We start from the raw sequence: 23,659 nt of genomic DNA, 5'->3' as shown, positions 1-23,659 counted from the left end.
TCTTAGCGATCGGCGATCGGCGGATCATATTTATTTGACCGATGCAGGCTTATAAAATTTATGAATATCGTAGAATTTTTCCAGCAAAGAGCGGGTTCTTGGATCTCGCATCGCACCAGCCATCATTTGATCATTAAAAAAGCTGAAGATGGCACATCAGAGATCAATCTGGAAATGTTATCATTGCTCGATCAAGAGGTAATAGAGCTTTGTAATCAGCATGGTTTTGACCCTGAGAGTGCTTTGTGTGCTGCTAAAGTCACATGGGATGGCACGATGGCATGGGATACAGATAAGAACGATAGCAAGCATAAAGGCTTTACCATATTTGTTCCGATCGCAAATGATGGCGATATCCAACAGGGAAAACTGCTGCGCCATCAAGGCTATGCCGAAAAAGCACCCGTAGTTGGACGCTATGTTATGGGAGATGACGATGTTCTCAGTCTGATTACTGAATACGAGACGCTCTACTCAGAAGAGAAATTTTGGTTCCCCAACCCCGATCTGTGTTTGCGTGCGGGTTTAACCACGGGTCTATCGAATGTTTCTTCATTTTGTACAGAAATTCGTAAAGCCCCACCCAATCCCCCAAAACAGACTGAGAGCCCTGTTGAACAAACAACAGAGTATTTTGCTCTCTTTGGCGGGTAAGTGAATCTTTGAGGGCTATACAGAAACGAATTCGCTAAATCCATTGGCAAGTCTAGCTATTTTAAAACCGCGTTTCTAAGTATTGCCCAATCATTTGCTCTTCTCCAGCACGGGAAATAATGGACTGGCGCGTGCGGTATTGCGTGCCGATTAACTTGATTTCTTCTTCAAACATATTGCCGCTATATTCGGTGCGCAGGCACATGGTCGTAGCATCTGGCATAGAAAATTGGGCAATGACTGGTTTGCTGGTGGCAAAGCCACGATCGCGATAAAGCTTTGTGCCTTCTACGCCAAAGACTGTTGAGCCTTTGGTTTGGCGATCGCTTGGTCCAATATAGTTACTTTCCCAAGTGGTTAGAGCGCCGCAGGTTAATGCCGCTTCATCTGTTAAATCATGCAAACGGGCAAGTTCGCGCAAATCTTCACTACCGCCTTCAAGAAATTTGACCGTCAAAAGACTGACGACTTCTTGGGTTTCACCATCCTTGAGCGTGTAGTAACGACGTTGCGATCGCCAGTTGCCCTCCGATCTTTGAAAAAAAGTTTGCACTAAAAATTTGAGATCGGATGGAACGGTTTGCTGTTGAAACATCATGGAGATTCACTTGCCTCAGAAAACGACATTGGAACAGATTCAGTGCGTCAATTTGTCTATTACTCTTAACATTTTGTTACATGCTTAGCAATCCAACAAGAGATGGAGAAAGGTAGAAAAAGTGGGGGCAGCGCCCCCAATCACTCATCTATAAATCAAATCCCAATCTACAAATCTAAATGGATCGCAATGCTGTGTCGTCGCGACAACTTGCGCTGGATGGGTTCCTAGCTTGTCTAGGCTTTAGTCGCCGTCCAACCTTTTTTTAGTAATGCCAGAAACGTGGTAATTCCTTTAGAAAAGCCTAGAGGATCGGGTAGGGCGTACTGTGGAAACTCTTCATAAGGACGCCATTGCTCAATATTGTTATGCCGCAGGTGCAAAACCCGTTCGTTATTCTCTAGCTTCCAGAGCATTTGCCCGCCATTAGGTATGTCAGTCATAGTTTTCTCCTATCTGGTAAAGAAAAGTACCGAGCAACGATTTGCTTGTTACGATTCTGCCAGTTTAAATATTAAATTCTGTAAATATTGTAACTTTTACACTAGACATTTGGCACAAAGTATTATACACAAAAGTATAAAACTCAGAAGGATTTCAAGGAACCCGTTTTTGTATGAATACCCAAAAACTAGACAACCTCTGTTGTCTAGCTTCAATGATGGTGTGAATAATGCTAATCGGGCGTTTCTGACAAAATTTTTCTTGAGAAATTGTAATAAAGCTTTAGGTCTACAGATGTAACAGCCCACGTCCAAACCACAGTTCTAATAGCAAGATCAAAAAGCCCAGCATGGCGATACGACCATTCCAAACCTCGGCTGAAGTAGTCATACCCCATTCCCAGCGTTCTTGAGGGTAGAGTTTGACGTTGTTTTGCGTGCGAATTGTATCGGTGAAGAGAATGGGGCGATCGCGTAACGCCTGCATCACAATATTTGCTAGAGCCTTAATAAATGTCGGATCGGTATCTGGAGCAGGTACGCGGGCAAAGGTTTCCACCCCAGCTTTTTCGGCGATTTCTCGGTATTCCATATCGATTTCTTCTAGGGTTTCGATATGTTCTGAAACAAAGCTGATGGGTACAACCACCAACTCTTTAATCCCTTGATGGGCGAGTTCTTCGATCGCCACATCGGTATAGGGTTGCAACCATTCCACGGGACCAACACGACTTTGATATGCCAAGGTATAGGCATTTGAGCGGTTGAGTTTGCCCATGATCAGAGCCGCACAGGACTCAATCTCTTTTTGGTAGGGATCTCCCGCTTCCTCAATGTAACTGACTGGCACACCATGGGCGCTGAAAAATATATGGGCTTCGCTGGGATTCTTGACGCTGTCGAGTTTTTTCTCGATCAGACTCGCCATCGCTTGTAAATAGCCTGAGTTACTGAACCAAGAGGGAACGACGGTATATTTAATTTTTTGCAACATTGGATCGGCGTTCCAAATTCTTTCGAGTAAGCGGAAACTGGAGCCTGTCGTGCTAATCGAAAATTGTGGATATAGGGGCAAGATCACCAATTCTTCGATTTGGTCGCGTTTGATTTGGGCGATCGCTTCTTCGGTAAAAGGATGCCAGTAGCGCATCCCAATATAGACATTGACCTCATGTCCGTCTTGCTGGAGCTGCAATCGTAGGGCTTGCGCTTGGGCTTCAGTAATGCGGCGTAAAGGGGAGCCACCACCAATCTTTTTGTAATTTTCCTGAGATTTTTTGGAGCGTAGGGTGGAAATAAACCAAGCCAAAGGTGCTTGAAACAGCGGCGATGGTATACGAATAATTTCTGGGTCAGAAAATAAGTTATACAAGAAGGGTCGAACATCTTCAAGCTTGTCCGGTCCTCCTAGATTTAGTAGTAAAACTCCAATTCGCCCCATATCAATTGTCCATTCCTACTTTAAGCTCAGATTTGTCCATTACTTAACAATACAATTCTTTGGTAGACAGCAGAATCGCGATCGTGTGTCACCAATCATAATCTAAATTCATAAATAGTAACTTTTATTCAAACTATTGACGATCTTGGCAATTCCGACCAAAGGCGAATATGGGTCTCTGCATAATGATGATGGCGCTAATCAGTCTCCCAACCCTCAAGCAGTAGGAGATTGCCGCAGTAATTCGGTTAGCTTGCGCAGCCTATGCTCACTTAACTCATGTAAACAACTGGAGTGTCTGCATGAGAGTAACAATCCCAATTTCGATTGAATTCGTAACAGTTCGGGATTTGAGTGCCATTTTTTGTATGGTCTTTGCAAAAAGTACGGCGCAGTTTTTTGGAAAATAGTATAAGATCGCACAGCATTACTGAAGCAGCTTAAAGGCATTACCCTCAGATAGTGTGCGACTCGTGCGAGACCTGAGGAGAATCTTTTTTGCAAACAATTTAATTAAATATTTAATTTGCGATCGCTCGTTTGCGATCGCTAGGATGAGGTTGGCATGGTAAGTATAAATACGGATTCTGACAGTCGCCGAGTAGCCATTGAGGTAAAAGGTGGAAGTTATACAGAAATGATGCGAATGGGAACCTATACAATTACAGTTCCCTACGCCCAGTTCTCGCAAAAGCTGCGATCGCTGCATCGAATGGGTAGCAAGATTACGAGTATCACACTCTCACCGCCTCACGTATTAGAGAATCTAGTAGAGATTGAGAACCTTCAGACCCATGCTGCGATCGCTGAGATCTTTCCTAAGGTTGTTACTGTAGAAATCCCCGATCGCATTCCAGAATTCGTTTCAGCGATCGCTCCAGAAAGCGTTCCTGAAAATATCCTTACTCATATTGCTGAAACTGTTCCTGAAGAAGTTGTAGCTTGCGTTCCTGAGATCGTTGCAGGGCATATCCCTGAGGATGCTCCCGAAGAAATTACCGTACATATTCCAGAGCCTGTCTCAGTGACAGTTCCTGATGTTGTTCCTAAGGTTATTCCTAATGTTGTTCCTGCGGTCATTTCTGAGCATATTCCTGAACCCGTTTTAGGGATAGCATCTGAAGTTATTCCTGATACTATTCTTGAGCATATTCCTGAACCTGTCTTAGGAATAGCACCTACGGTTATTTCCGAGCATGTTCCACAGAAGTCTGTATCAACCTCCATGAAAAAAGTAGAGGCAATACCTTCTTTACGGAAATCACAGAAACCCAAAAGTACCACCAAAGCTGGTCGTGGGTTCAGCAAACCGATGAGTGTTGCCAAAGACTTGCGATCGCCAGAAGTAATTCCAGAGGTCATTTCAGAACCCGTTTCAGAACCCGTCCCTGAAATCCTTCCACATCTAGCCTCAGAAACTTCTCCTGAAGTCATCCCTTCAGTTATTCGTGAAGCCGTACCAGAAATAATTCCAGAAATAATTCCTGATGTCATTGTTGCTGAAGAAATCCCAGAAGCAATTTCAGCGATTGCTTTAGAAGTAATTCCTGAGGTCGTTGTAGAGGAGGTTCCTCAAGCGATCGCAGTGACTCTTCCCGAAGTCGTTGCTGAAATAACTCCAGAGGAAGTGATTCCAGAAATAATCCATCAGGTGACTCCAGAAGTAATTCCAGAAAGCATTCCAGAAGTGACTCCAGAGATTATTGCAGAAGTAATTCCAGAGAGTATTACAGAAAATATTCCTGAGCAGATTGCTGAAATGATTCCGCAAGAAACTGCTGTGAATATTGTCGAACCCATGTCAGAGAAAGTTCCTGAAGCTATTTCTGAGCATATCCCTGAGATTGCTCCTGAGAATACAGTACCAAATCACACGAAAAAGATAGAATCAGTTCTTTCTTCATCTAAATCTCAAAAGTCTAAAAAATCTTCAAAGGCTGGACATGGGTTTAACAAACCAACCAGCGATGCCCAAGGAAAACGGAAGCCCAAAAGTTGATGCATATCAGCTCTCAACGCCTAGATGTCGCGACTTCACAGTTTAATTGATTGAGGCGATAACCCATGCTATGCACCGTCTCAATCAAATCTTCGGAGGCTCCCGCCACCTTTAGCTTTTGACGTAAACCTCTAATGTGAACTTTGACAGTATGGGGATCTGGAGAGGATTCCAACGACCAGACATGCTCGATCATGGCGCTACGGCTCAGAACTCGCCGACCGTTCCGCAATAGGAGTTCTAAGAGCGCATATTCCTTTGGGGTTAAATGGATGGGAGTCTCAGCATAACTGACTTCAAAGGTGCTGGGATTAAGACGCAGATTACCCCATTCTAAAACTGGTGATGATGCGCCACTTCCCCGACGCAGTAAAGCTCGAATGCGCGCAAATAGTTTTTGCAGATCTACAGGCTTGACGACATAGTCATCTGCACCAACATCCAGCCCATTTATTTCATTGTCGATCGTGTCACAGGCAGTGATCATGAGAATGGGTAATTTGTAGCCATGCGATCGCAACCGTCGGCAAAGACTGATTCCATCCAGCTCTGGCAACATCACATCTAACAGGAGTAAGTCGTAACTTAGCATCTGTACCTGTAGCCACCCAGTTTCGCCATCAGTAGCCACATCAACCACATAGCGCTGGTCTGTCAGCGCTTCTGCCAGAGTCTCGGCAAGGCGGATATCATCTTCAATCAGAAGAATCCTCATAGCATAGAGGGGAAAGAATAAAACGTAACGTTTCAGTGAGATTTCGTATCTTTAATTAGCAGAATTGTTAAAGCCCATAAAGATAGATTACTTATCATGACTTTAAGGGAATCCGTTACGAAAGTTCTATTTATAAAACTTAATCAGAATGCTTATCTAGCATGGATTGTGCATTCTATCCTCAAAGAAAAATAACATTTTTTTAAGATTTGTTGATTTTGTCTATTCTTTCCGATTTCTTTACATCTCTCGTACCCTTTCCTTTACTGCAGGTATGGGATTATCAAATTTCATGTCATTTTAGGAAGAGCCTTGAAAACACTACAGGAGAGCAATTGAAAGCTCAGGTTTCAGATCCTCGGCAACATGCCACGACTGAGGAAACTCGCTTCAATTAGGTAACTTATCTGCGTCTTTCAATAAAGCTGATTCCCCCTAAGTGCACTCTAAATTACATACTCAAATCTATTTATTATCTGGAGAAATTTTATGTCAATTCCATTGTTAGAATACAACCCCTTTCCATTGTTAGAATACAACCCCTTATCTCAAAATCATCGAGTCGAAGGATTTGAAGTTGCCAATGATGAGCAGCCCAGAATTTATACAACCGACAACCAACTTGATGCGACTGAGTTAGACAACTTAATCGCGGCAGCCTATCGCCAAATCTATAACGAGCAACAGATGCTCAAAAGCCACCGCCAGCAAGTTTTAGAATCTCATCTTAGGGCACGCCAAATAACGGTTAAAGACTTTATCCGAGGACTGGTTTTGTCCGATTCATTTCGTCGGCTGATCTATGAAAGCAATAATAACTATCGCTTTGTTGAAATTTGCATTCAGCGAATTTTAGGCCGCAATGTCTATAGCGATCGCGAAAAAATTGCTTGGTCTAGCGTTGTCATGACAAAAGGCATTATAGGATTTGTCGATGCCTTACTTAACAGTGAAGAATACCTGCATAACTTTGGAGATAGCACTGTCCCCTATCAACGTCGCCGTATTTTACCTTATCGCACTAAGGGCGAAGTCACCTTTGCCCATATGGCTCGGTATGGAGTTGACTATCGCAACAAACTGCCTCAATCTAGCTATAAAGGAGACCGCAAGGGTGCTGCTCGTTTGGACTTCACGCTCTGGGCATGGCAAAAAAATCCGCCTCAATCCCTAGAAAAGATTTGGGTTGGTCTTTTCTTTAGTGGAATGGCTTTCATCGCATTCCTGTTTGTGGCAACTTTGCTTGGCTTCTAAGTAGTTAGGCAAAAGAACTCTATAAGTGCCAAGATCCCCGACTTTTTCAAAAAGTCGGGGATCTAAATGTTTATATTTTCAATATAGATTTGGAAAACTATACTTAGTACGTTCCCTTCCCAAGCTCTAGCGTAAACGTGACTAGTTTCGTCTCGATCGTCATTGGCTTAGGCATTCTATTGCTCATTGCGATTTACTGGTATTTCAACCAAGAAGTGGCTCGACGCAAGAATGCCGAAATTGTCTTGCGGCAGCAAACCAGACGGGAACGCTTAGTAACGCAAATTGCCTTGCAAATTCGTCAATCTTTGGACCTCGATCGCGTGTTAGCCACGACAGTAGAAGAAGTCCAACGGTTTCTGCAAGCCGATCGCGTCCTGATCTATCGTCTATGGTCAGATGGAACGGGCTGTGCCATTCACGAAACGGTCTTACCACCCTATCCTGAGATTTTAGGGCATACATTTCCCCAAGAGGTGTTCCCCCAGCAATATCATCGTGCCTACGCCTTGGGAAAAACTCGCACGATTAATAATGTTACGCAAGCCGATGTCGAAGACTGTCTAGCTGAGTTTGTCCAACAATTTGGGGTGAGGGCAAAATTAGTCGTACCGATTATTCAAGAGATTCGCAATGGGGAATCAGGGGAACCAAAAGAAAGTGAGGAAGATGCTCCTTCTGTCACCTATCTCTGGGGATTATTGATCGCCCACCAGTGCAGTTATCCACGAACATGGCAGGACTGGGAAGTCGATCTGATGAAACAACTCGCCACGCAAGTAGCGATCGCCATCCAACAGTCTGAACTCTACCACCAGCTACAAAAACTCAATACCCATCTCGAACAAAGGGTACAACAGCGCACAGCCGAACTCGCGATCGCCAATACATCCCTGCGAGCGGAAATTAACGAGCGTCAACGTACCGAAATTGCTTTGAGACATACGAATGACACCCTCCAAGCTTTGGTTACTGCCTCGCCGCGTGCGATCGTGATGTTAGATCGTGAAGGCAAAGTCAAAATTTGGAATCCTGCGGCAGAGCAAATGTTTGGCTGGACAGAAGCAGAAGTCCTCGATCGCCCCAATCCCATTGGGTTAGATGACCAGCGATCGGACTTTCCCACGCTTAAAACCAGCGTTTTGCAGGGTACAACCTATTCGCGCTTAGAATTTCGTCAGATTAGAAAAGATGGAACTCCCATTGATGTAATCTTTTCGGCGGCTCCCCTACCTGATACGGATGGACGCATCAACGGTATTGTCGCTGTGATAGCTGACGTTACCGACCAAAAACGGCAAGCGGAACAGGTGCGCCTACTGCAATCCGTTGTTGTGAATACGAATGATGCGGTGATCGTGACGGAGGCAGCCGCGATAGATATGCCAGGTCCTCGCATTCTTTATGTCAACGAAGCTTTTACCCGCATAACAGGCTATCAGCCAGAAGAAGTTTTGGGGCAAACGCCACGTATTTTGCAGGGAGACAAAACCGATCGCGCCGAACTCCTGAAATTACGGACAGCGCTTTCTCGGTGGGAATCCGTAACGGTTGAAGTGATTAACTATCGTAAAGACGGCTCGGAATTTTGGAATGAATTTAGCCTCGTTCCCGTTGCGGATGACAAGGGTTGGTATACCCACTGGATTGCCGTACAAAGAGATACAACTAGTCGCAAGCAAGTCGAGCAGGCGCTACGTCAAAGTGAAGAAAGATTCCGATCGCTGATTGAAAACGCCTTAGACATCATCATGATTCTTGAGCCAGACGGCACGATTGCCTACATCAGCCCCTCATCTGAGAAAGTCTTAGGATATTCTGTCACAGATTTGGTGGGAAAAAATGTGGCTGAGTTCGTGCATCCCGATGATTGGGGAACAGTTCGCGATCGCCTTACAAATATCATGCCAAGTTCAGAGCCAAACCGAACTATAGAGTTTCGCGATCGCCATCAGGATGGTTCTTGGCGGATCTTAGAAGCGATCAGCCAGCCATTTGTGGATAGTAACTCCACCCGCCGCATCATGGTAAATGCCCGCGACATCACCGAACGAAAACGGCTGGATGAAATCTGGTTGGCATTGGAACGAGAAAAAGAACTCAGCGCTCTGAAAACCCGCTTTTTCTCGATGGCTTCCCATGAATTTCGTACACCACTGAGTACAGCCTTGGCAGCCGCTCAAGTTCTAGAAAACTCCCCCAATGAATGGAACAATACAGAGAAACGACTGCGAAACCTGCATCGAATTCAAGACGCAATTAAAAATATGGTGCAATTGCTCGACGACATTCTCACAATTAATCGAGCCGAGACTGGCAAATTGGCATTTAACCCCAAGCCTCTCAACCTAGAACTCTATTGTCATTATTTTGTAGAGGAAATGCGGCTAAATACAGGATCTCAACACACACTGACTTTTACGAGTCAGGGCAAAGTTGTGTCTGTTTGTCTAGATGAAAAGTTGTTACGCTCCATTTTGTCTAATTTATTATCCAATGCGATCAAGTATTCTCCTCAGGGCGGGAACGTTCAACTCTCTTTAACGTTTCAAAGCGATCGCGCGATCCTTGAGGTTCGAGATCGAGGGATTGGCATTCCCCTAGAAGATCAAAAACAATTTTTTGAACCCTTCTATCGCGGCAAAAATGTCCGAACGATTCCAGGAACGGGGTTGGGGCTAGTTGTTGTCAAAAAATGTGTAGATTTGCATCAAGGCACAATTCACATCGATAGTGAAATTGGGAAAGGCACAACCTGCGTGGTGACATTACCTCTGTGAAATTGTGGTTAAGATATTACCGCAAGAAGAACGAGAAATTTCTCAAATGCACTACCGTAATTTTTTACTGACTGAACGGGCAGCTTTTTGAGCAGCAGATTTAAGCCGATCGCCAAGATCCACAATTGTCTCCCCCACCTGTTCTAAGGTTTTATCGACAGATTTATCTGAGTGGCGATCGCTTTGGCGTTTTTTTTGCTTGACCTCAGCTTGGGTCTTTTTAACAACCTGCTCAAACTTTTGCTGGGCAGAAGACTTTACTTGGTCGAGGGTCTCAGCAATTTTGTCACTGGCAAGGTCAATGGTTTCATTGACAGCATCGATCGCCCAAGCATCAATTTCGTCGAGCCTTTCTTTGGCTTGAGACTGTTGCTGTTGCAATTCATGCTGGACTTGCTTTACGGTCTTTTCATAGCGACGTTTTACGCCATGTTGCGCTGCATTGAGCTGCTCTTGCAACTGCTTCTGGATTGGCTTTTCCTTACGACTGCCTGCCATAGCTTACTTTTTAACTGCTAAGTAGACGACTTACTATTACTATAGCGGTTTTGATTTAGGAGATGACCTGTGACATTGACCGCTAAACAAAACTTACCAGAAAAAACCTACCTACAAAGATTCAGGTAACAAGTAGGTAGCCCTATCTAATGTATGGGTTTCTGTTGTTTGTTTCACCAGCATCTCCCCTCTCAGCGATCGCTATTCAATCCCAATCCATTGTGCAAGTCTACGAATTTTGCAAATTGCGCGATCGCAATCGTATTGGTAAATTTTTCAGAAACATAAAGTTGCTCGGGTGATAGGACAGCCGAACGCAGAAAGTTTTCATCAAGTTTGGATATGGGGCATTTATACAAATTGTCGAATCTCTGCCCGATCGCCATGAGATTAGTAGCGAATCGATAGAAGTTTATCTCTTGAGGAGGACATCTCTCTTGCTTAGAAACATTTCCAGATAGCGCTCAGTCATGCAGAGAGTAAAGAGAACTACGAGAGGAAGTCTGATAGATATCAGAATCGAGCGTCCGTGCCCTGATTTGAGAATCTTTCTAATTCCTTTATTGCCAACCTGTTTTCCCAGAAGTTTTGTAACGTGATTAATCAACTCATTCAATTCATTCAGGAAATAACCCAACAGTTTGTCATGGTAATCGTAGACATAATAATGCATAAAGAGAATACTTCACCATGAATTACCATCAATTTCGCTCTGGCTCTGCCGTACTTGTAGCCATAAGCTTTATAGGTAGCTCTGCCCTTCCCTTCATTAGTGCAGCTCCCACCTATGCTCAGACTAGTTTTAATGACGTTCCATCTAACTATTGGGCGCAATCCTTTATTCAAGAATTAGCGACAAGAGATATTATCAAAGGCTTCCCTGATGGCAGTTTTCGTCCGAATGATGCTGTGACAAGGGCGCAATTTGCCGCGATGCTCAGCAAAGCCATGACCAAATCCCCAATCCGTAACAGCGTTACGTTTGTTGACGTTGCCTCAGACTATTGGGCGGCTCCAGCTATCGAAAAGTCCTATACACTGGGCTTTATGGCGGGCTACCCTGGCAATGTGTTTAACCCCACTCAAAATATCCCACGCGTGCAGATTCTTGTTTCCCTTGCCAATGGACTGAACTACACGACAACTGCTTCACCTGACTCAACTTTGCAAACTTTTTCAGATGCAAGCAGTATTCCCAGTTATGCTCGCAATAGTGTAGCTGCGGCTACTGAGAATCGTTTGGTCGTAAATTATCCCAACGTTCTATTTCTCAATCCCAATCAAACTGCAACGCGCGCAGAAGTTGCTGCCTTTATCTATCAAGCGCTAGCGCGATCGGGTCAAGTTACGGCAATTCCTTCTCCCTACATTGTTGGTCAGAATATCTCTAACCCACCTCCCCAACAGGATTCGCTAAGAGTTCCTGCGGGTACTACGATCGCCGTTCAGTACTCAAAAGAAAAGATTTTACTTGGACCGAATGAAAATGTTCCACTGACTTTGACCGTAGCGCGAAATATTATTTCTTCGCAAGGTGTAGTATTAATTCCAATAAATAGCCAAGTGGTTGGCGAACTTCGCTCCGTACAGGGAGGGGCTCAGTTTGTTGCCAGCGAACTTGTTTTTCCGAATGGTCAACGTACTGCGCTCAACGCCACTTCTCAAATTGTGACCAGAACAGAGCAGGTTGATAAAGGCATCAATGTAGGCAGTGTGGTTCAGAATGCCGCCCTTGGTGCTGCCGCAGCTGCGGCGATCGCTGGCGTAACTGGCGATCGCGCGATCGCTACAGAGGAAGTTCTAGGTGGGGCAGGTCTTGGCGCGTTGCTTGGCGTATTTGTGGGGCGCAACAGCGTGACGCTATCGTCAATTAATCCAAATACTGACTTAACCTTGACATCAAACTCAGATGTACTGCTTAGAAGTTCTAACTAACGCGATTTAAATTCTTAGCGGATGATGGAGCCGTCATGCTGACGCCTAAGGTGAAAGTTTCACCTTAGGCGTCTTAGTCGTCATCAAAGATTCTCGATCGCTGTACTCGCTGTTGGCAGTTGGAGATCGAGATTTGAGAGGTTTTGTTTATCAGTCTTTGCTTGAGGTGCGCAAAGTAAAACGATGCCTAGTGTAATCGCTGCAATACTGATCCGAATCCCCAAAATGCTGTCCATCGCCTTACACACTCACATCCCTAACTGATTAACATTGTTTGACTTCATACCCACTTTAAGTGTTCCAACCTAAATATCCTGTGACCAAGATAGTAACGATCGCGCAAACATATCACATGAATCCTGCGATCGCGATCACCGCCGTTATTTCTGATTGTGCTGTCAGAAAATTCAGAAAATTTGGAACTGGGGAATTCTACCTATAAAAAAACACCCTTGTCTAAAGACAAGGGTGTTTTTTTATGAAAGTTTAATTCGGGTCTTCAGGTGTTAACCAGACTGCTGGGAGGAATCCCTAACTGGTCTAACATGTTACAAAGTTCGAGCTATAGTCTCAAACTTTCACCAACCGAGCCAGACTGTTAGCGAACAGCCCCAGCGCACAGAATGGTCACCTGACGACCCATACGTTTGTTACTGTCTGATTGCATGGGCATCACCTCCTATCGCCTAAGTGGACTAAATTTTTAAGGACACAGAGTAATTGGGCTCTATGTGTTTACACTTGCTAATATACGCTAACCAATAAAAATAGACAACCAATCTGAGCAATTCTGCTGATTTTGTTAACGTATGTTTGTGGCATAACGGATGTCCTTGGGGCATTCTTAGATTGTGGTGTGGATTTCGTGTGAATTAGAAGGAGTGTGGAGTTATAGAGGCCTATGTTGAAACAAAATCATCGCGCTTGGGTTGAAATCGATCTCTCTGCAATCAAGCACAACGTGCAGCAGTTAAAGCGCTGCTTATCCTCAGAAACTGACCTGATGGCGATCGTCAAAGCCGATGCCTATGGTCACGGTGCGATCGCTGTCAGTCAGGCTGCCCTCGAAGCAGGCGCAACTTGGCTGGGTGTCGCCACGATTCCCGAAGGAATTCAACTGCGCAATGCTGGGATTACTGCCCCAATTTTGATTTTGGGAGCCACCAACAGTGCCGATGAAATTAAAGCGATCGCCGAGCATCGCCTGCAACCCACGCTCTGCAATCCCAAACAAGCGCTGATCTTTCACGAAGTCCTATCAGGCATACAGCACGCTATTCCCGTGCATCTCAAATTTGATACGGGGATGTCTCGGCTGGGCATTGACTGGCGCGAAGCTGTAGATTTTGTCAAACTCGTGCATGGGCTACCTCAACTGGCGATCGGTAGCATATATTCTCACTTAGCGACTGCCGATGAGTTAGATACTACAATCATGCAGCAGCAGCAGCAGCGCTTTGAGCAGACGATCGCGCAGCTTAAAGCCGTGGGCATCTGTCCGCCGCGCATTCATCTCTGCAATACGGCAGCGATGCTGACCGACCCCAAGCTTCACTACGATATGGTGCGCCCAGGGCTAGGCATCTATGGTCTTTATCCCGCACCCCATCTCAAAAAGTATGTCGATCTTTTACCTGCGATCCAAGTCAAAGCCAGAATTACACAAGTGAAGTCCGTTGTCGCAGGAACGGGAATTAGCTACGGTCATTCCTTTCACGCTCCTACAGACATGAAGATTGCTACGGTCGCGATCGGTTATGCCGATGGCGTGCCACGCGGATTGTCTAATCGCATCACGGTAGCAGTCCACGGCGAAAAGGTTGCCCAAGTCGGTACGATTACGATGGATCAAACCACGATCGATGTCACCCATGTTCCCGAAGTTTCTGTTGGTGATGTCGTCACCATGCTCGGTGGTGAGGCTGGTACGACCGCCGATGATTGGGCGGGAATTTTAGGAACGATCTCATGGGAAGTTCTCTGTGGCTTTAAACATCGCCTACCGAGAATTAACGTTGAAGTTCCAGAGCTATCCTCTGCGTATTTGCTATGATTACTGGTCGGTTATTAGCCAAACTCGGCATTCTCTTTTACATTCTGTTTACACTGTTGCCTGACAGTAGTACGCAGGTTCTGCAATTCCCGTGGGTGCTGATCGCGCAGGTGGGACTGGGATGCTTTGCGATCGCAGGGCTACTCAATATTTGGCGAAAGTCTATTCCTTTCTATTTACTGGGGAATAGTCTAGACTGGGCGATCGCTTGCCTATTTATCTCTATCTCTCTCTCGACCATTTTTGCCACCTTTCCCGCTCAAGCCCTGTGGAATAGCTTGATCGCCTTTGCCTTTTTTGTGGCGATTTATGTGACCCATAATTATCTGCATAGTGGGTCTAAGAACCTCTCTGCTTCTCCCACAACGGAACGAGGGCAAGCGCGATCGCCGCTGCAATGGTTGCTGACGTTTCAAGGCGTACTCAATGTTGGGCTTATCTTAGAAAGTCTGTGCCTGTGGAGCCTGCAAACCTTTTTGCCCAAGCTATCTGAACTGAATCAGATCAATTTACTGGGCTTAAACCTCGCCTATGACTTTTCGGATATTGAGTCGCGGAATGGAGTTCCCCTAGGCCATCAGAACTATGTGGCGGGATATCTGATGCTGGCGCTCCCCTTACTGTTCGGTTTAGCGATCGCACAAAAGGGATGGTGGCGCAAGTTTTGGATTGCGGGAATTGTTTTGGGTGCGATCGATCTGTATACGACGAATTCTCGTGGCGGCTCGATCGGACTGGTTCTATTTCTGGTGTTTGGAGCGCTGGTGCTGGTCTTGAGAAGTTCGCTCAATCGTTGGTTGGTTCTATTCGCCAGTGGGGGCGCGATCGCGGTGGTAGGCGCTCTGATTGCCTTAAATCCTCGCCTTCAGTCATCCGTTGTCAGCCTTGTGAGTTTGCCATCTAATTTTAATCTCCAATCGATCAAGGGTGGCAGCGAACTACTTTTTCGAGCGATCGCTGCCTATACAGGATGGCAAATCGGTCTAGACCATTGGTTGTTTGGTGCAGGTGTGGGTTCCGCTCCGTTGCTATATCAGCAATATCGACCGAGTTGGGCGGGACGGGAAGCAGAAATTATGTTTCAGTTGCATAGTACGCCCGTGCAGCTATGGGCAGAATTGGGAACTGTGGGCATTGTCGCTGTGCTAATTTTGCTGGTGGCAGCGATCGCGCTGTTTGTGAAGCTCCATTTCTCTCGCACTTGGCACGCCAACTCAGAAGCTCAGATCTATACCTATAGCTTATTCGGTAGCCTACTTGCCTATGGCGCGATCGCGATTACGGACTACCAGTTAGATGTCTTGGCGATCGTGGGTAGTTTGACGATCGTGCTTGCAAGTTTGGCTTACTTGGGACAAATTCACACAAAGGATTTGGTGGTTTTAGGCAATTACAGACTGCCGCGTTTGTGGCTATCTTGGGTTTCCACAGCCTATCTTATCGGCGCGATCGCTTGGTTAGCACCTGTCAACTTCGCTTGGCTATCGTCGAATACTGGGTTTATCTATCTGTCCAAGGCGAGGGCAGATTTGGAAGCAAATCGCAGCGACGCAGCGATAGCGAATCTGGCACAATTTCAACAGAAACTCGAGCAGGCGCATTCCCTTACGTCTTGGGAACCTTACTATGCCTATCAGTTGGGATGGAACCTAGCTGACATTGGTCTCCAAAATCCCACATTGCTGCAAGCGAAGGAATTACAGCAACAGGGCTTAGCTTGGCTGCGTAAAGGCATTGCCGCGAATCCTCATAACGAGTTTGGCTACAATACAGCGGCATGGCTCAGTCTTGCCGAGTCGGCCTATCCACAGGCAGAGCAATTTTTTCGACGCAGTTTAGAACTCGTTCCCGCCAAGCGATCGCTCTCGTTTGGTTTAGGTGTGAGTTTGTTGCGTCAAGGAAAGATGGAACAGGGAATTGAAGCGATCGCCCATGAAGCCCTCAACGATCCGATCTTTATGACCAGTCCTCGCTGGTCGGAACCGCAGTGGCAACCGCTCTATCCCAAGGTGATGGCAGAACTCGATCGGCTCTACGATCGCACGCTGAAATCCTCTCCAAATCCCTCGCTCCAAGCCAGCCTTCAGCTCAGTCGGGCAGCTTTACACTGGTGGTCGGGGAATGTCAGTGGATTAAACGAACTCAAAGCAACAGGAAATCCCACGGCGGTTTTGCTGGCTGAAGCAATTCCCTTGGGAATGCATCCCACTACAACCTCCACTAAGACCTCTAATACGACCTCTGCGCCCAACCCAAATACTCAATTAGAAAAAATCAAGCAGAATCCCCAAACTCCTGCTGAAATGGTCATATCCGCATGGCTGAACCCCAATCTGCGTCTCAAGCTCTTAGAAAAAGCCTATGCCTTTGCGACTCGCAGTCTTCCCGACCAATCTTCTGCCTTAATCGTGCAAGCCATGAGCGATCGCATGAATCGCTCGCCCAGTCTAGATGCATGGCTGCGTCAACCTCTGGCAATGGATAGTCCTTTACAACTGCGCCCTCGCCGCGCCCGCGAGAACTTTGGCATTATCAGCCGTCATATCGATGGGCCGATTCCTCTAGACTTCTCCAGCATTCAAGAAAATGCGATCGTTTCTACTTTCTTTCCCGATCTTTTCCCAACTCAAGGCACTCTCTAGCTTTTTATGTACTTCCATTCAATTTGCGATCGATTGACTTCGCATCTTCCCATCGTGTGGTGTGTTGTGAAACAGAATATGATGCTGAATCCATTGTGCGGATGTTTCCTTGGTCTGAGATGAGGAGTGTTGGACTCGAATCGCATCATGTGCGCATTCCAATAATTTTTTTGGTGGTGACTGGGAGACTATCATAACTATGCGAGTCTATTACAGTCGTTGTAGATGCAACAACTTTTTCTTGAGGATGGGTTTTGGGATAATACCCTACATTTTGCCGAATAAAACGCTATATAGGGATGCTACACGCTATTACGCCTATGGTTGAGTTTTCCTTCAAGTTGCACAATAACCACCATATAGAGAGAAGTGTATAACCAGCGAAATGCTGGCTAACTATATAGCTTTATCAACTGCTAATATAAGACTTGACAATATATGATAAAATACTGAAACGCAACCATAGAACTAGTCGTTAGCCTTAATTCTTCTAGTGAGGCAGTATAGTAATGCCTGAAGAAAATACGCCTAAAGAAAAAGATGAGCAGCAAAGCTACATTGGTATTGATCACATGAATGGAGGTGAAATTCATGCAGGAGCTAAAGTTGCTGGAGTTATATATGAAGGTGATACAACGACTTCGGCTGAGCAAAGAGCCAAGGATGCTTTGAGTGTTATCAAAGATGAGCTTCAGGGGGATTTTCTGAATATTTCTTTAATAGTTAAGGCTATTGAAGACAATCCTCCTAGACCTTTCTGGGATATTAGAAGAGCTAATGAAACAGAGCTTGCCTATCAAGATAGAGCCAGAAGCTATTTTCAATACTATATAAATACCGTAAATCTTCAATTAAGAGAATTAAAGCTGTCAACTTCTGTTTATGAGAGCTTTAAAAGGGATCTTGCGCACTATTCTAATTTGATGTTAAGAATCAAAAAAACGCACGAAAGTCTTGATGAAGTTAGAGACTCATTAGCTCGATTGGAGGGTGGATTAAGTCATTTGATCCAATTGAATTTGAGCGATTTAGAAAGAGTTGCACAATCAGATTCTCTTCACCGCGAAAAAATCACAAATGCCAAGCTAAATCTTACTGCTTCTGCTGCTCATTTTTGCTTAGTAATAACTGAGGAAGTTGATGCAGAAATTCTATCGGAATCTTTAGAAGGAGCAGGAGTTAATTTAATCTTACGGCAAGGTAATGAAGGATGGAGAGAAGCACGCAAAGTTGTATCCAAACTTTCTCAAGAAAAAGTGAATATTCTTAAAAAAAGAGTTAAAGTTGTTGATGAGGCAAATCAAAGAGAAGTGGAACGACGAATTAAAGATCCTTACATTAGGATTCTAAGAGAAGTTTCAGGACTACCCTTGGAACTATCAGAAGCAGAGCTTTTTTCACTACGAAATAAAGAAGTTAATCAAAATGAATGTGACCCGAAACAATTATTTAAGTTAGCTGCATTTTCTTTCCTAGAATCAGACGGTCATGATTCAATATTTTACTTTGAGAAGGTATTGAGTAATGGTAGTCTATCACCTATCCTCCAAAGATTTGCTCAACTCTCAGCTGAGCGACTTAAACATCCAGACATCTATGCAGACAGCTTAGGCATTATGGTTATTAAACTTCTCTCAAGTGGGAGTTTTGAGCGTGGAGGACTACAGGAGGGTGATGTTATATTCGCTTTAGATGGGAAAACTATTAATGAGCCAGGAGAAATTGCTTCGGCCCTCGGAAAAAGTGACGATAGCCCAGTTTTACTGGATGTTATTCGAGACGGCAAACCTCTGAAAAAGGTTATTCAGGGAGGAGATTCCGCAGGTGTTATTTTAAGTCAACTTGTCGTTTTGAATACCATTCAGTTATAGAAGAGGAGTTATTGGGTATGACTAACAATTACATTGGTATTTATCACATGAGTGGTGGCACAGTTGAGGGAGGAGCAAAGGTTGCTGGAGTAATAAATGAAGCTGAGCAACAGAGCTTATCTGAAGCTGCTGTTGAAATCCAGTCTCTTTTAGAGCAACTTGCTCAGAGCTTTCCGACAAACACCACAGCAGAACAAATGGTTGTAGCAGCAGAAGCGATCAAACTTATAGAAAGCGATCCTACTTGGAAGCAGAGAGTAATTGCTGCGGCTAAAACAGGTGGTTTGGCGGCTTTTGAGAAAGCGTTTGATAATCCTGTGGGAGCTTTAATTACTGGAGCCGTTAAGGGTTGGTTGGAAGCAAAAGCTGAGTGAAATTATCTTGTCTGCTATTTAACTCATTGGGGAATAGCAAGGCTAACACTGTGTTGGTGTGGATGAAACAGAGGTTATCGGTAAGAGTTCAAGGTTATCTGCCACCGCACAAATTCACCGTTACACATTTTTGATTTATATGCTGAGGAAAGTTAAAAAGTATTTGGTATTTCTCGCTCCATTCGTGCTCCTGAAATCTATTGTATCATCTTCATAGCTAGGGAATAAGTAAGTGAATAGTTCTAAAAAAGCAGACCAATTAATTATTTTACTTGAAGAAGCAGAAAATCTTATTGATGCTGGCAGTAAAACTGTTGGGGTTATTGAGTCAGTAGTGGCTTTAGTAGAAAATTCAATTAAAGTCTGGGATCAATCGGCTAATTTGATTGAAAGAATCCCGAATTTAATTAATGAATTTAACGACTTTAAGAATATATCCCAAAAATGGGATCAAGGTGCTCCTCAAAAGTTAATGAATGATAATTTTTCGGATAGAGCTATATCAAAGCAAAATTATCTTTCACAAAGTCTTCATAGAACTGCATCATACGTCCAAGAGAATGGAATTCCCTTAGCAAATCAACAAACGCAATTTAGATTGCCTTTTAATGTTCTTTCAGGAGGTATTGACCCTTTCTGTAGTCTCCTGTTAACGACTGGAGTTCAATTAATAGATGGCTATTTCACTAGGAAGACTATAGACTCTGGATTTAGTAAAGTCTCAAGCCAACTAGATACTATAAATTTGAGTATAGAGAATATATCTGTAACTCTAGAAAAAGGATTAAACACCCTATCCATGCAGTTTAGTTGGGGCATTTCTGAGTTAATCTGGCGATTGGAGGAAAATAATGACTTTTCAAAGAAAATTCATGAGACATTAAATAGACCGCTTGAAACAGAATCAAGAGAACTAAAGAATAGAGGTATTACTTCATACAATCGAGGATGGTATGACGAGGCACTAGCGGATTTGTTAGAAGCAGAAAAAAAATCAAGAATAGATTTTATTATTGACCATTATATAGGAAATATATATCTATTTTCCGAAGATCATAGAGATTACAAGAAAGCTATTGAATATTATCAGAAGGCAGCTAAATATGCTGAGCCTGAATCTGAATATCATTCAATTGTTGCACTAATTCATCAAGGACTAGCTCATTATCTCTTTGCTAAAGATGGTAACCTAGAAAATTTCAAACAAGCTTCTACTTGTCTCGAAAGAGCAATTATTATCGCGAAGAGAAACAATCTCTTGTCAAATATTCCAGAGGTTTTATATCATCATGCACAGTATTCTGCATTAGCGGGAGAGTCTAAAGCTTCACTTTCATTAATAACAAATCTTTTGGCTGACAACCCGATATACATCCTCAAAATAATTTCAGAAGAAGATTTTCTTTCTTTAAAAAGCGAAATAGTCCTGATTCTTGAATCCCTTCAATCTGAGTTTAAGAGATTTGTTGACGAATATCTTGACAGGTACAAAATATTCTTGGAAATGATACGAAGGGACAATAGTGGATACTATGATGAGTTTAGTATAGATCTTTTTCTGACGGATATTCATCAAGTTATCGAACTTTATCTTTGTGGTGATTTTATTTCTCTATCACTTGCCAAGAAGAAATTGGTGGGGATTGCAGTTCCAATTAGTCACCCTAGGAGACGAGTTAGTTATTACTATTCTTATAAAGGAAAGTATCCTTACTATAGCTATGAAGAGATAAAAAAGATCGCCGTTTATCCCGCTCCCTTTAATTGTTTGCATCCATATAAAGTAGAATTCAGTGCTATTGGTGGGGAGTTATTATGAAAATAGTCTGGTCTTTTTGGCCGGAGCCATTGAAGTCAATGCATGGCTCAAGTTGGCCTAACATGAACCTATATTTATGTTCATGGGTTCTCTCAGTAATGACAGCAAAACAGTATTATAGAAATACTGCTTTAGTGACAAATTCTGAAGGAAAATCTATTCTCGTTGATCGACTTGGCTTGGAATTTTCTAATGTTTCAACGGAATTAGATGTTATGGTTGACGCAGATCCTGAATTCTGGGCTTTAGGAAAAATATACGCTTATCGAGCTCAAAATGAACCCTTTATTCATATTGATAGTGATGTATTTTTATGGAAAAAATTACCTGATCAGGTTGAAAGAGCAGACGTTATAATACAAAATCCTGAATTTTTCATCGTAGGAGAAAAAGGAGCTTATTACATACCTGATATTTTAGAAAATGAGTGTATTTGTGAAAATGAAGGATGGTTACCCCAAGAGTGGTTATGGTATAGAGCCACATTTCCTGACTTACTTAAAGCTTTTTGCTGTGGAATATATGGTGGTAATAGGCTAGATTTTATTCATTATTGTGCCAATCTTGCGATAAACATAATTGATCATCCTGTCAATAAAGAAGTTCTAAAAGAATCATCAGTTAAGCAGCTTTATATTATGCTTCTTGAGCAGTTTCTCCCTGCAGCCTGCTATGAGTATCACTTTGACAACAGATTTTCTAAATTTCTAAACTTAAAAGTAGACAATCTTTTTTCATGTGTTGATGATGCGTACTTTAAAGCATCTCGTCTTGGTTTTACACATCTCATTGCTGGCAGTAAACGCAATACATATCTAACCCAGCGGCTTTTAAATCGTGTCCAAAAAGATTACCCTGAATTTTTTGAGACATGTAAAAAAATGTCACTTAACCTATTCAGTCTTTAGGCTATCCATAAGTTATGAAATCCCTTATTTTGACAATTGTCTGTGCCTTTGTGTCTTTGCTCATAGGCTAGGGGGGATACCTTTTAATATCACTGCATAACCAGCGCTTGCATAGGATAATCGATATACGGCTTATGCTGAGTTATAACTTATCTGCCACCTGTGAAGCGCAAGCCATTATACCGAAGCCATCACTCCGTTAAAGTTGTCTGTTTCGAGTCAAGATTAGGCAGTCAAAAATGGTTCGCTTCGTTGTTGAGTCCAGAGAAGTTATTGGTGATTCCTTTCAGGATGTCTCCCGCCGTAAAGACAAATAATTGCGAAGCGATCGCCGATCTCATAGGGTGCATTAACGAACTGTAATGCGCTTTTTTCTCTAGCATGATGAATTCGGTAAATCATAATTTGCCTTCCGTGCCAACTTGAGAGCGACTGAGCCACCGTATAATGTTCAAATTCCTATGGAGTCCTAGCCCATGCAAGTGAAACCTTCGGAGCAAATCTCGTCCGTTGATGCGGAAATTATTTTAAGGCGCTTACCAGATTGGATTCAGGATGCCCTGATTGCTCGCGCTACTGAAATTGATTATCCCGTTGAAGCAATCATTGAGCTGGCGATCGCCAGTTTTTTAGATACAGAGGCATTAAGTTTTGCAGACTGTAAGCCAAGGCGAGGTCAGTAAGTCAACATCACTGCACTCGACCCAATGACAAACTACTTTATAATCACTCAAAGTTACTAGCGATGGGTGAGTTCAGCCGCTATACATAAAAACAAGAGAAAAACATGATATTACTCAATGATATATTACAACTTAAAGATTTAGACAATACAAAAATTAGATTTAATATCCCAAACAATTCTGGCGATCCTTTATTTATTTTCAAGACAAATCGACCCCAATTACAAACTTGGCAATACTGGAATTATTCAAAGAAGAAGTCATTTTCAGAAGGAAACACAACCATCGGATTCATTAGAATAGAAGGTGATAAATGGCTTCTATTCGACATTAGTCGCGTAACAAAAGATTTGAATTTATTGGATGCAATTGGATATGAGTACGAAAAAATTGATGAATATGAAAAATTTTGTGGAAGAATAATTATTGAATTCAAAAATAATGCACAAAATTTAGTCAGAAAAGCTACCAGTGTTATCAATGACTGCAAAGTCCTTCAGATTTTAGACAGCACATTTGATAACGACATATTTCCAGGTTACGAAAATGTCAATATTAGTTGGCACGAATTAGAAAATCTAATCAATAAAAGCACATGGAAAACAGCATTAGCGAATCAAAAAGGTGTCTATCTAATTACAGATGAATCAAATGGAAAAATGTATGTAGGATCAGCATATGGCTCCAATATGATACATGGTAGATGGAGTAATTACATCGCCAATGGACACGGTGGAAATTTTGAGCTAAAAAGTTTACCATTTGAACATATCAAAAAATTCTTTAGATACTCAATTCTTGACATATTCAAGTCTACAATTGATGACAACACAATAATCAATCGTGAATCATGGTGGAAAGAAACTCTTCTCACTAGAAAATTTGGTTACAATAAAAACTGAAAAAATGTATAACTAAGCTTTGCTTTATCAGTTATTAGTTTTCCTGAGCAAGTCATTGGTGCTCACAACTTCATCAATCGCGCCCAGACA

22 protein-coding genes are annotated in these 23,659 nt (G+C 43.2%); 14 read left to right on the top strand and 8 right to left on the bottom strand.

Annotated features, from left to right (window positions below; translation table 11 throughout):
* Nucleotides 1-60: 60 nt before the first annotated feature.
* Complete coding sequence (locus ACP2WE_RS05230; RefSeq protein ID WP_425214534.1) at nucleotides 61-654, top strand: phycobiliprotein lyase; 594 nt, start codon at nucleotides 61-63, stop codon at nucleotides 652-654.
* 61 nt (nucleotides 655-715) lie between these two features.
* On the opposite strand, the gene ACP2WE_RS05225 is transcribed toward ACP2WE_RS05230, so the two are convergent.
* The 3 genes from ACP2WE_RS05225 to hemH form a co-directional block, all read right to left on the bottom strand.
* Nucleotides 716-1,252, bottom strand: coding sequence for a phycobiliprotein lyase (locus ACP2WE_RS05225; RefSeq protein ID WP_425214533.1), 537 nt, complete (start codon nucleotides 1,250-1,252; stop codon nucleotides 716-718).
* Between the two features lie 236 nt (nucleotides 1,253-1,488).
* On the bottom strand, nucleotides 1,489-1,695 hold the full coding sequence (locus ACP2WE_RS05220) for a hypothetical protein (protein WP_425214532.1): 207 nt from the start codon (nucleotides 1,693-1,695) through the stop codon (nucleotides 1,489-1,491).
* A 289-nt stretch (nucleotides 1,696-1,984) separates the two neighbouring features.
* On the bottom strand, nucleotides 1,985-3,136 hold the full coding sequence (gene hemH, locus ACP2WE_RS05215; RefSeq protein ID WP_425214531.1) for a ferrochelatase: 1,152 nt from the start codon (nucleotides 3,134-3,136) through the stop codon (nucleotides 1,985-1,987).
* A 565-nt stretch (nucleotides 3,137-3,701) separates the two neighbouring features.
* Between hemH and ACP2WE_RS05210 the strand changes: the two genes are divergently transcribed.
* Nucleotides 3,702-5,135, top strand: coding sequence for a rod-capping linker protein CpcD domain-containing protein (locus ACP2WE_RS05210; protein ID WP_425214530.1), 1,434 nt, complete (start codon nucleotides 3,702-3,704; stop codon nucleotides 5,133-5,135).
* A gap of 13 nt (nucleotides 5,136-5,148) precedes the next feature.
* Here the strand turns inward: ACP2WE_RS05210 and ACP2WE_RS05205 are convergent, their stop codons facing one another.
* Nucleotides 5,149-5,850, bottom strand: coding sequence for a response regulator transcription factor (locus tag ACP2WE_RS05205; protein ID WP_425214529.1), 702 nt, complete (start codon nucleotides 5,848-5,850; stop codon nucleotides 5,149-5,151).
* A gap of 489 nt (nucleotides 5,851-6,339) precedes the next feature.
* Here ACP2WE_RS05205 and ACP2WE_RS05200 point away from each other — a divergent pair, with 489 nt between their 5' ends.
* Both ACP2WE_RS05200 and ACP2WE_RS05195 read left to right on the top strand, forming a co-directional pair.
* A complete protein-coding gene (locus tag ACP2WE_RS05200) occupies nucleotides 6,340-7,104 on the top strand; it encodes a phycobilisome rod-core linker polypeptide (protein ID WP_425214528.1) in 765 nt (254 codons plus the stop codon).
* A gap of 137 nt (nucleotides 7,105-7,241) precedes the next feature.
* Nucleotides 7,242-9,884, top strand: a complete 2,643-nt coding sequence (locus tag ACP2WE_RS05195; protein WP_425214527.1) for a PAS domain S-box protein — start codon at nucleotides 7,242-7,244, stop codon at nucleotides 9,882-9,884.
* Nucleotides 9,885-9,935: 51 nt separating this feature from the next.
* On the opposite strand, the gene ACP2WE_RS05190 is transcribed toward ACP2WE_RS05195, so the two are convergent.
* The gene (locus ACP2WE_RS05190) at nucleotides 9,936-10,382 is read right to left on the bottom strand and encodes a hypothetical protein (protein ID WP_425214526.1); all 447 of its coding nucleotides are present in this window, start codon (nucleotides 10,380-10,382) and stop codon (nucleotides 9,936-9,938) included.
* Nucleotides 10,383-10,573: 191 nt separating this feature from the next.
* Nucleotides 10,574-10,768: a hypothetical protein gene (locus ACP2WE_RS05185; RefSeq protein WP_425214525.1), complete on the bottom strand. Its 195-nt coding sequence runs from the start codon at nucleotides 10,766-10,768 to the stop codon at nucleotides 10,574-10,576.
* A 304-nt stretch (nucleotides 10,769-11,072) separates the two neighbouring features.
* Here ACP2WE_RS05185 and ACP2WE_RS05180 point away from each other — a divergent pair, with 304 nt between their 5' ends.
* On the top strand, nucleotides 11,073-12,317 hold the full coding sequence (locus tag ACP2WE_RS05180) for an S-layer homology domain-containing protein (protein ID WP_425214524.1): 1,245 nt from the start codon (nucleotides 11,073-11,075) through the stop codon (nucleotides 12,315-12,317).
* An 83-nt stretch (nucleotides 12,318-12,400) separates the two neighbouring features.
* On the opposite strand, the gene ACP2WE_RS05175 is transcribed toward ACP2WE_RS05180, so the two are convergent.
* Complete coding sequence (locus tag ACP2WE_RS05175; RefSeq protein WP_425214523.1) at nucleotides 12,401-12,553, bottom strand: hypothetical protein; 153 nt, start codon at nucleotides 12,551-12,553, stop codon at nucleotides 12,401-12,403.
* 80 nt (nucleotides 12,554-12,633) lie between these two features.
* Between ACP2WE_RS05175 and ACP2WE_RS05170 the strand changes: the two genes are divergently transcribed.
* The 7 genes from ACP2WE_RS05170 (at nucleotide 12,634) to ACP2WE_RS05140 (ending at nucleotide 21,984) form a co-directional block, all read left to right on the top strand.
* Entirely contained in the window at nucleotides 12,634-12,759 is a 126-nt protein-coding gene (locus ACP2WE_RS05170) for a hypothetical protein (RefSeq protein WP_425214522.1), read from the top strand.
* Between the two features lie 459 nt (nucleotides 12,760-13,218).
* Complete coding sequence (gene alr, locus ACP2WE_RS05165) at nucleotides 13,219-14,370, top strand: alanine racemase (protein ID WP_425214521.1); 1,152 nt, start codon at nucleotides 13,219-13,221, stop codon at nucleotides 14,368-14,370.
* Nucleotides 14,367-17,012 carry an O-antigen ligase family protein gene (locus tag ACP2WE_RS05160; RefSeq protein ID WP_425214520.1) on the top strand — a complete coding sequence of 882 codons (2,646 nt, stop codon included), beginning with the start codon at nucleotides 14,367-14,369 and terminating at the stop codon, nucleotides 17,010-17,012. Before alr ends, ACP2WE_RS05160 begins: the two co-directional genes overlap by 4 nt.
* A gap of 509 nt (nucleotides 17,013-17,521) precedes the next feature.
* Complete coding sequence (locus ACP2WE_RS05155; RefSeq protein WP_425214519.1) at nucleotides 17,522-18,883, top strand: PDZ domain-containing protein; 1,362 nt, start codon at nucleotides 17,522-17,524, stop codon at nucleotides 18,881-18,883.
* A 17-nt stretch (nucleotides 18,884-18,900) separates the two neighbouring features.
* Nucleotides 18,901-19,257, top strand: a complete 357-nt coding sequence (locus tag ACP2WE_RS05150) for a hypothetical protein (protein WP_425214518.1) — start codon at nucleotides 18,901-18,903, stop codon at nucleotides 19,255-19,257.
* A 232-nt stretch (nucleotides 19,258-19,489) separates the two neighbouring features.
* Nucleotides 19,490-21,076 (top strand): tetratricopeptide repeat protein, encoded by a 1,587-nt coding sequence (locus ACP2WE_RS05145; RefSeq protein ID WP_425214517.1) that lies wholly within the window; start codon nucleotides 19,490-19,492, stop codon nucleotides 21,074-21,076.
* A complete protein-coding gene (locus tag ACP2WE_RS05140; RefSeq protein WP_425214516.1) occupies nucleotides 21,073-21,984 on the top strand; it encodes a DUF6734 family protein in 912 nt (303 codons plus the stop codon). Before ACP2WE_RS05145 ends, ACP2WE_RS05140 begins: the two co-directional genes overlap by 4 nt.
* 233 nt (nucleotides 21,985-22,217) lie before the next feature.
* Here ACP2WE_RS05140 and ACP2WE_RS05135 read toward each other — a convergent pair whose 3' ends face one another.
* Nucleotides 22,218-22,367, bottom strand: a complete 150-nt coding sequence (locus ACP2WE_RS05135) for a hypothetical protein (protein ID WP_425214515.1) — start codon at nucleotides 22,365-22,367, stop codon at nucleotides 22,218-22,220.
* Nucleotides 22,368-22,460: 93 nt separating this feature from the next.
* Here ACP2WE_RS05135 and ACP2WE_RS05130 point away from each other — a divergent pair, with 93 nt between their 5' ends.
* Together ACP2WE_RS05130 and ACP2WE_RS05125 are read left to right on the top strand one after the other, a co-directional pair.
* Nucleotides 22,461-22,667 (top strand): hypothetical protein, encoded by a 207-nt coding sequence (locus ACP2WE_RS05130; RefSeq protein ID WP_425214514.1) that lies wholly within the window; start codon nucleotides 22,461-22,463, stop codon nucleotides 22,665-22,667.
* Between the two features lie 104 nt (nucleotides 22,668-22,771).
* Nucleotides 22,772-23,569 (top strand): GIY-YIG nuclease family protein, encoded by a 798-nt coding sequence (locus ACP2WE_RS05125; protein WP_425214513.1) that lies wholly within the window; start codon nucleotides 22,772-22,774, stop codon nucleotides 23,567-23,569.
* Nucleotides 23,570-23,659 lie beyond the last annotated feature (90 nt).

The organism is Tumidithrix helvetica PCC 7403 (assembly GCF_965232925.1).
GTDB lineage: Bacteria > Cyanobacteriota > Cyanobacteriia > Pseudanabaenales > Pseudanabaenaceae > Tumidithrix > Tumidithrix helvetica.
Note: the sequence above shows the minus strand (reverse complement) of the source record. Positions and strands in the feature narration are given on the sequence as shown.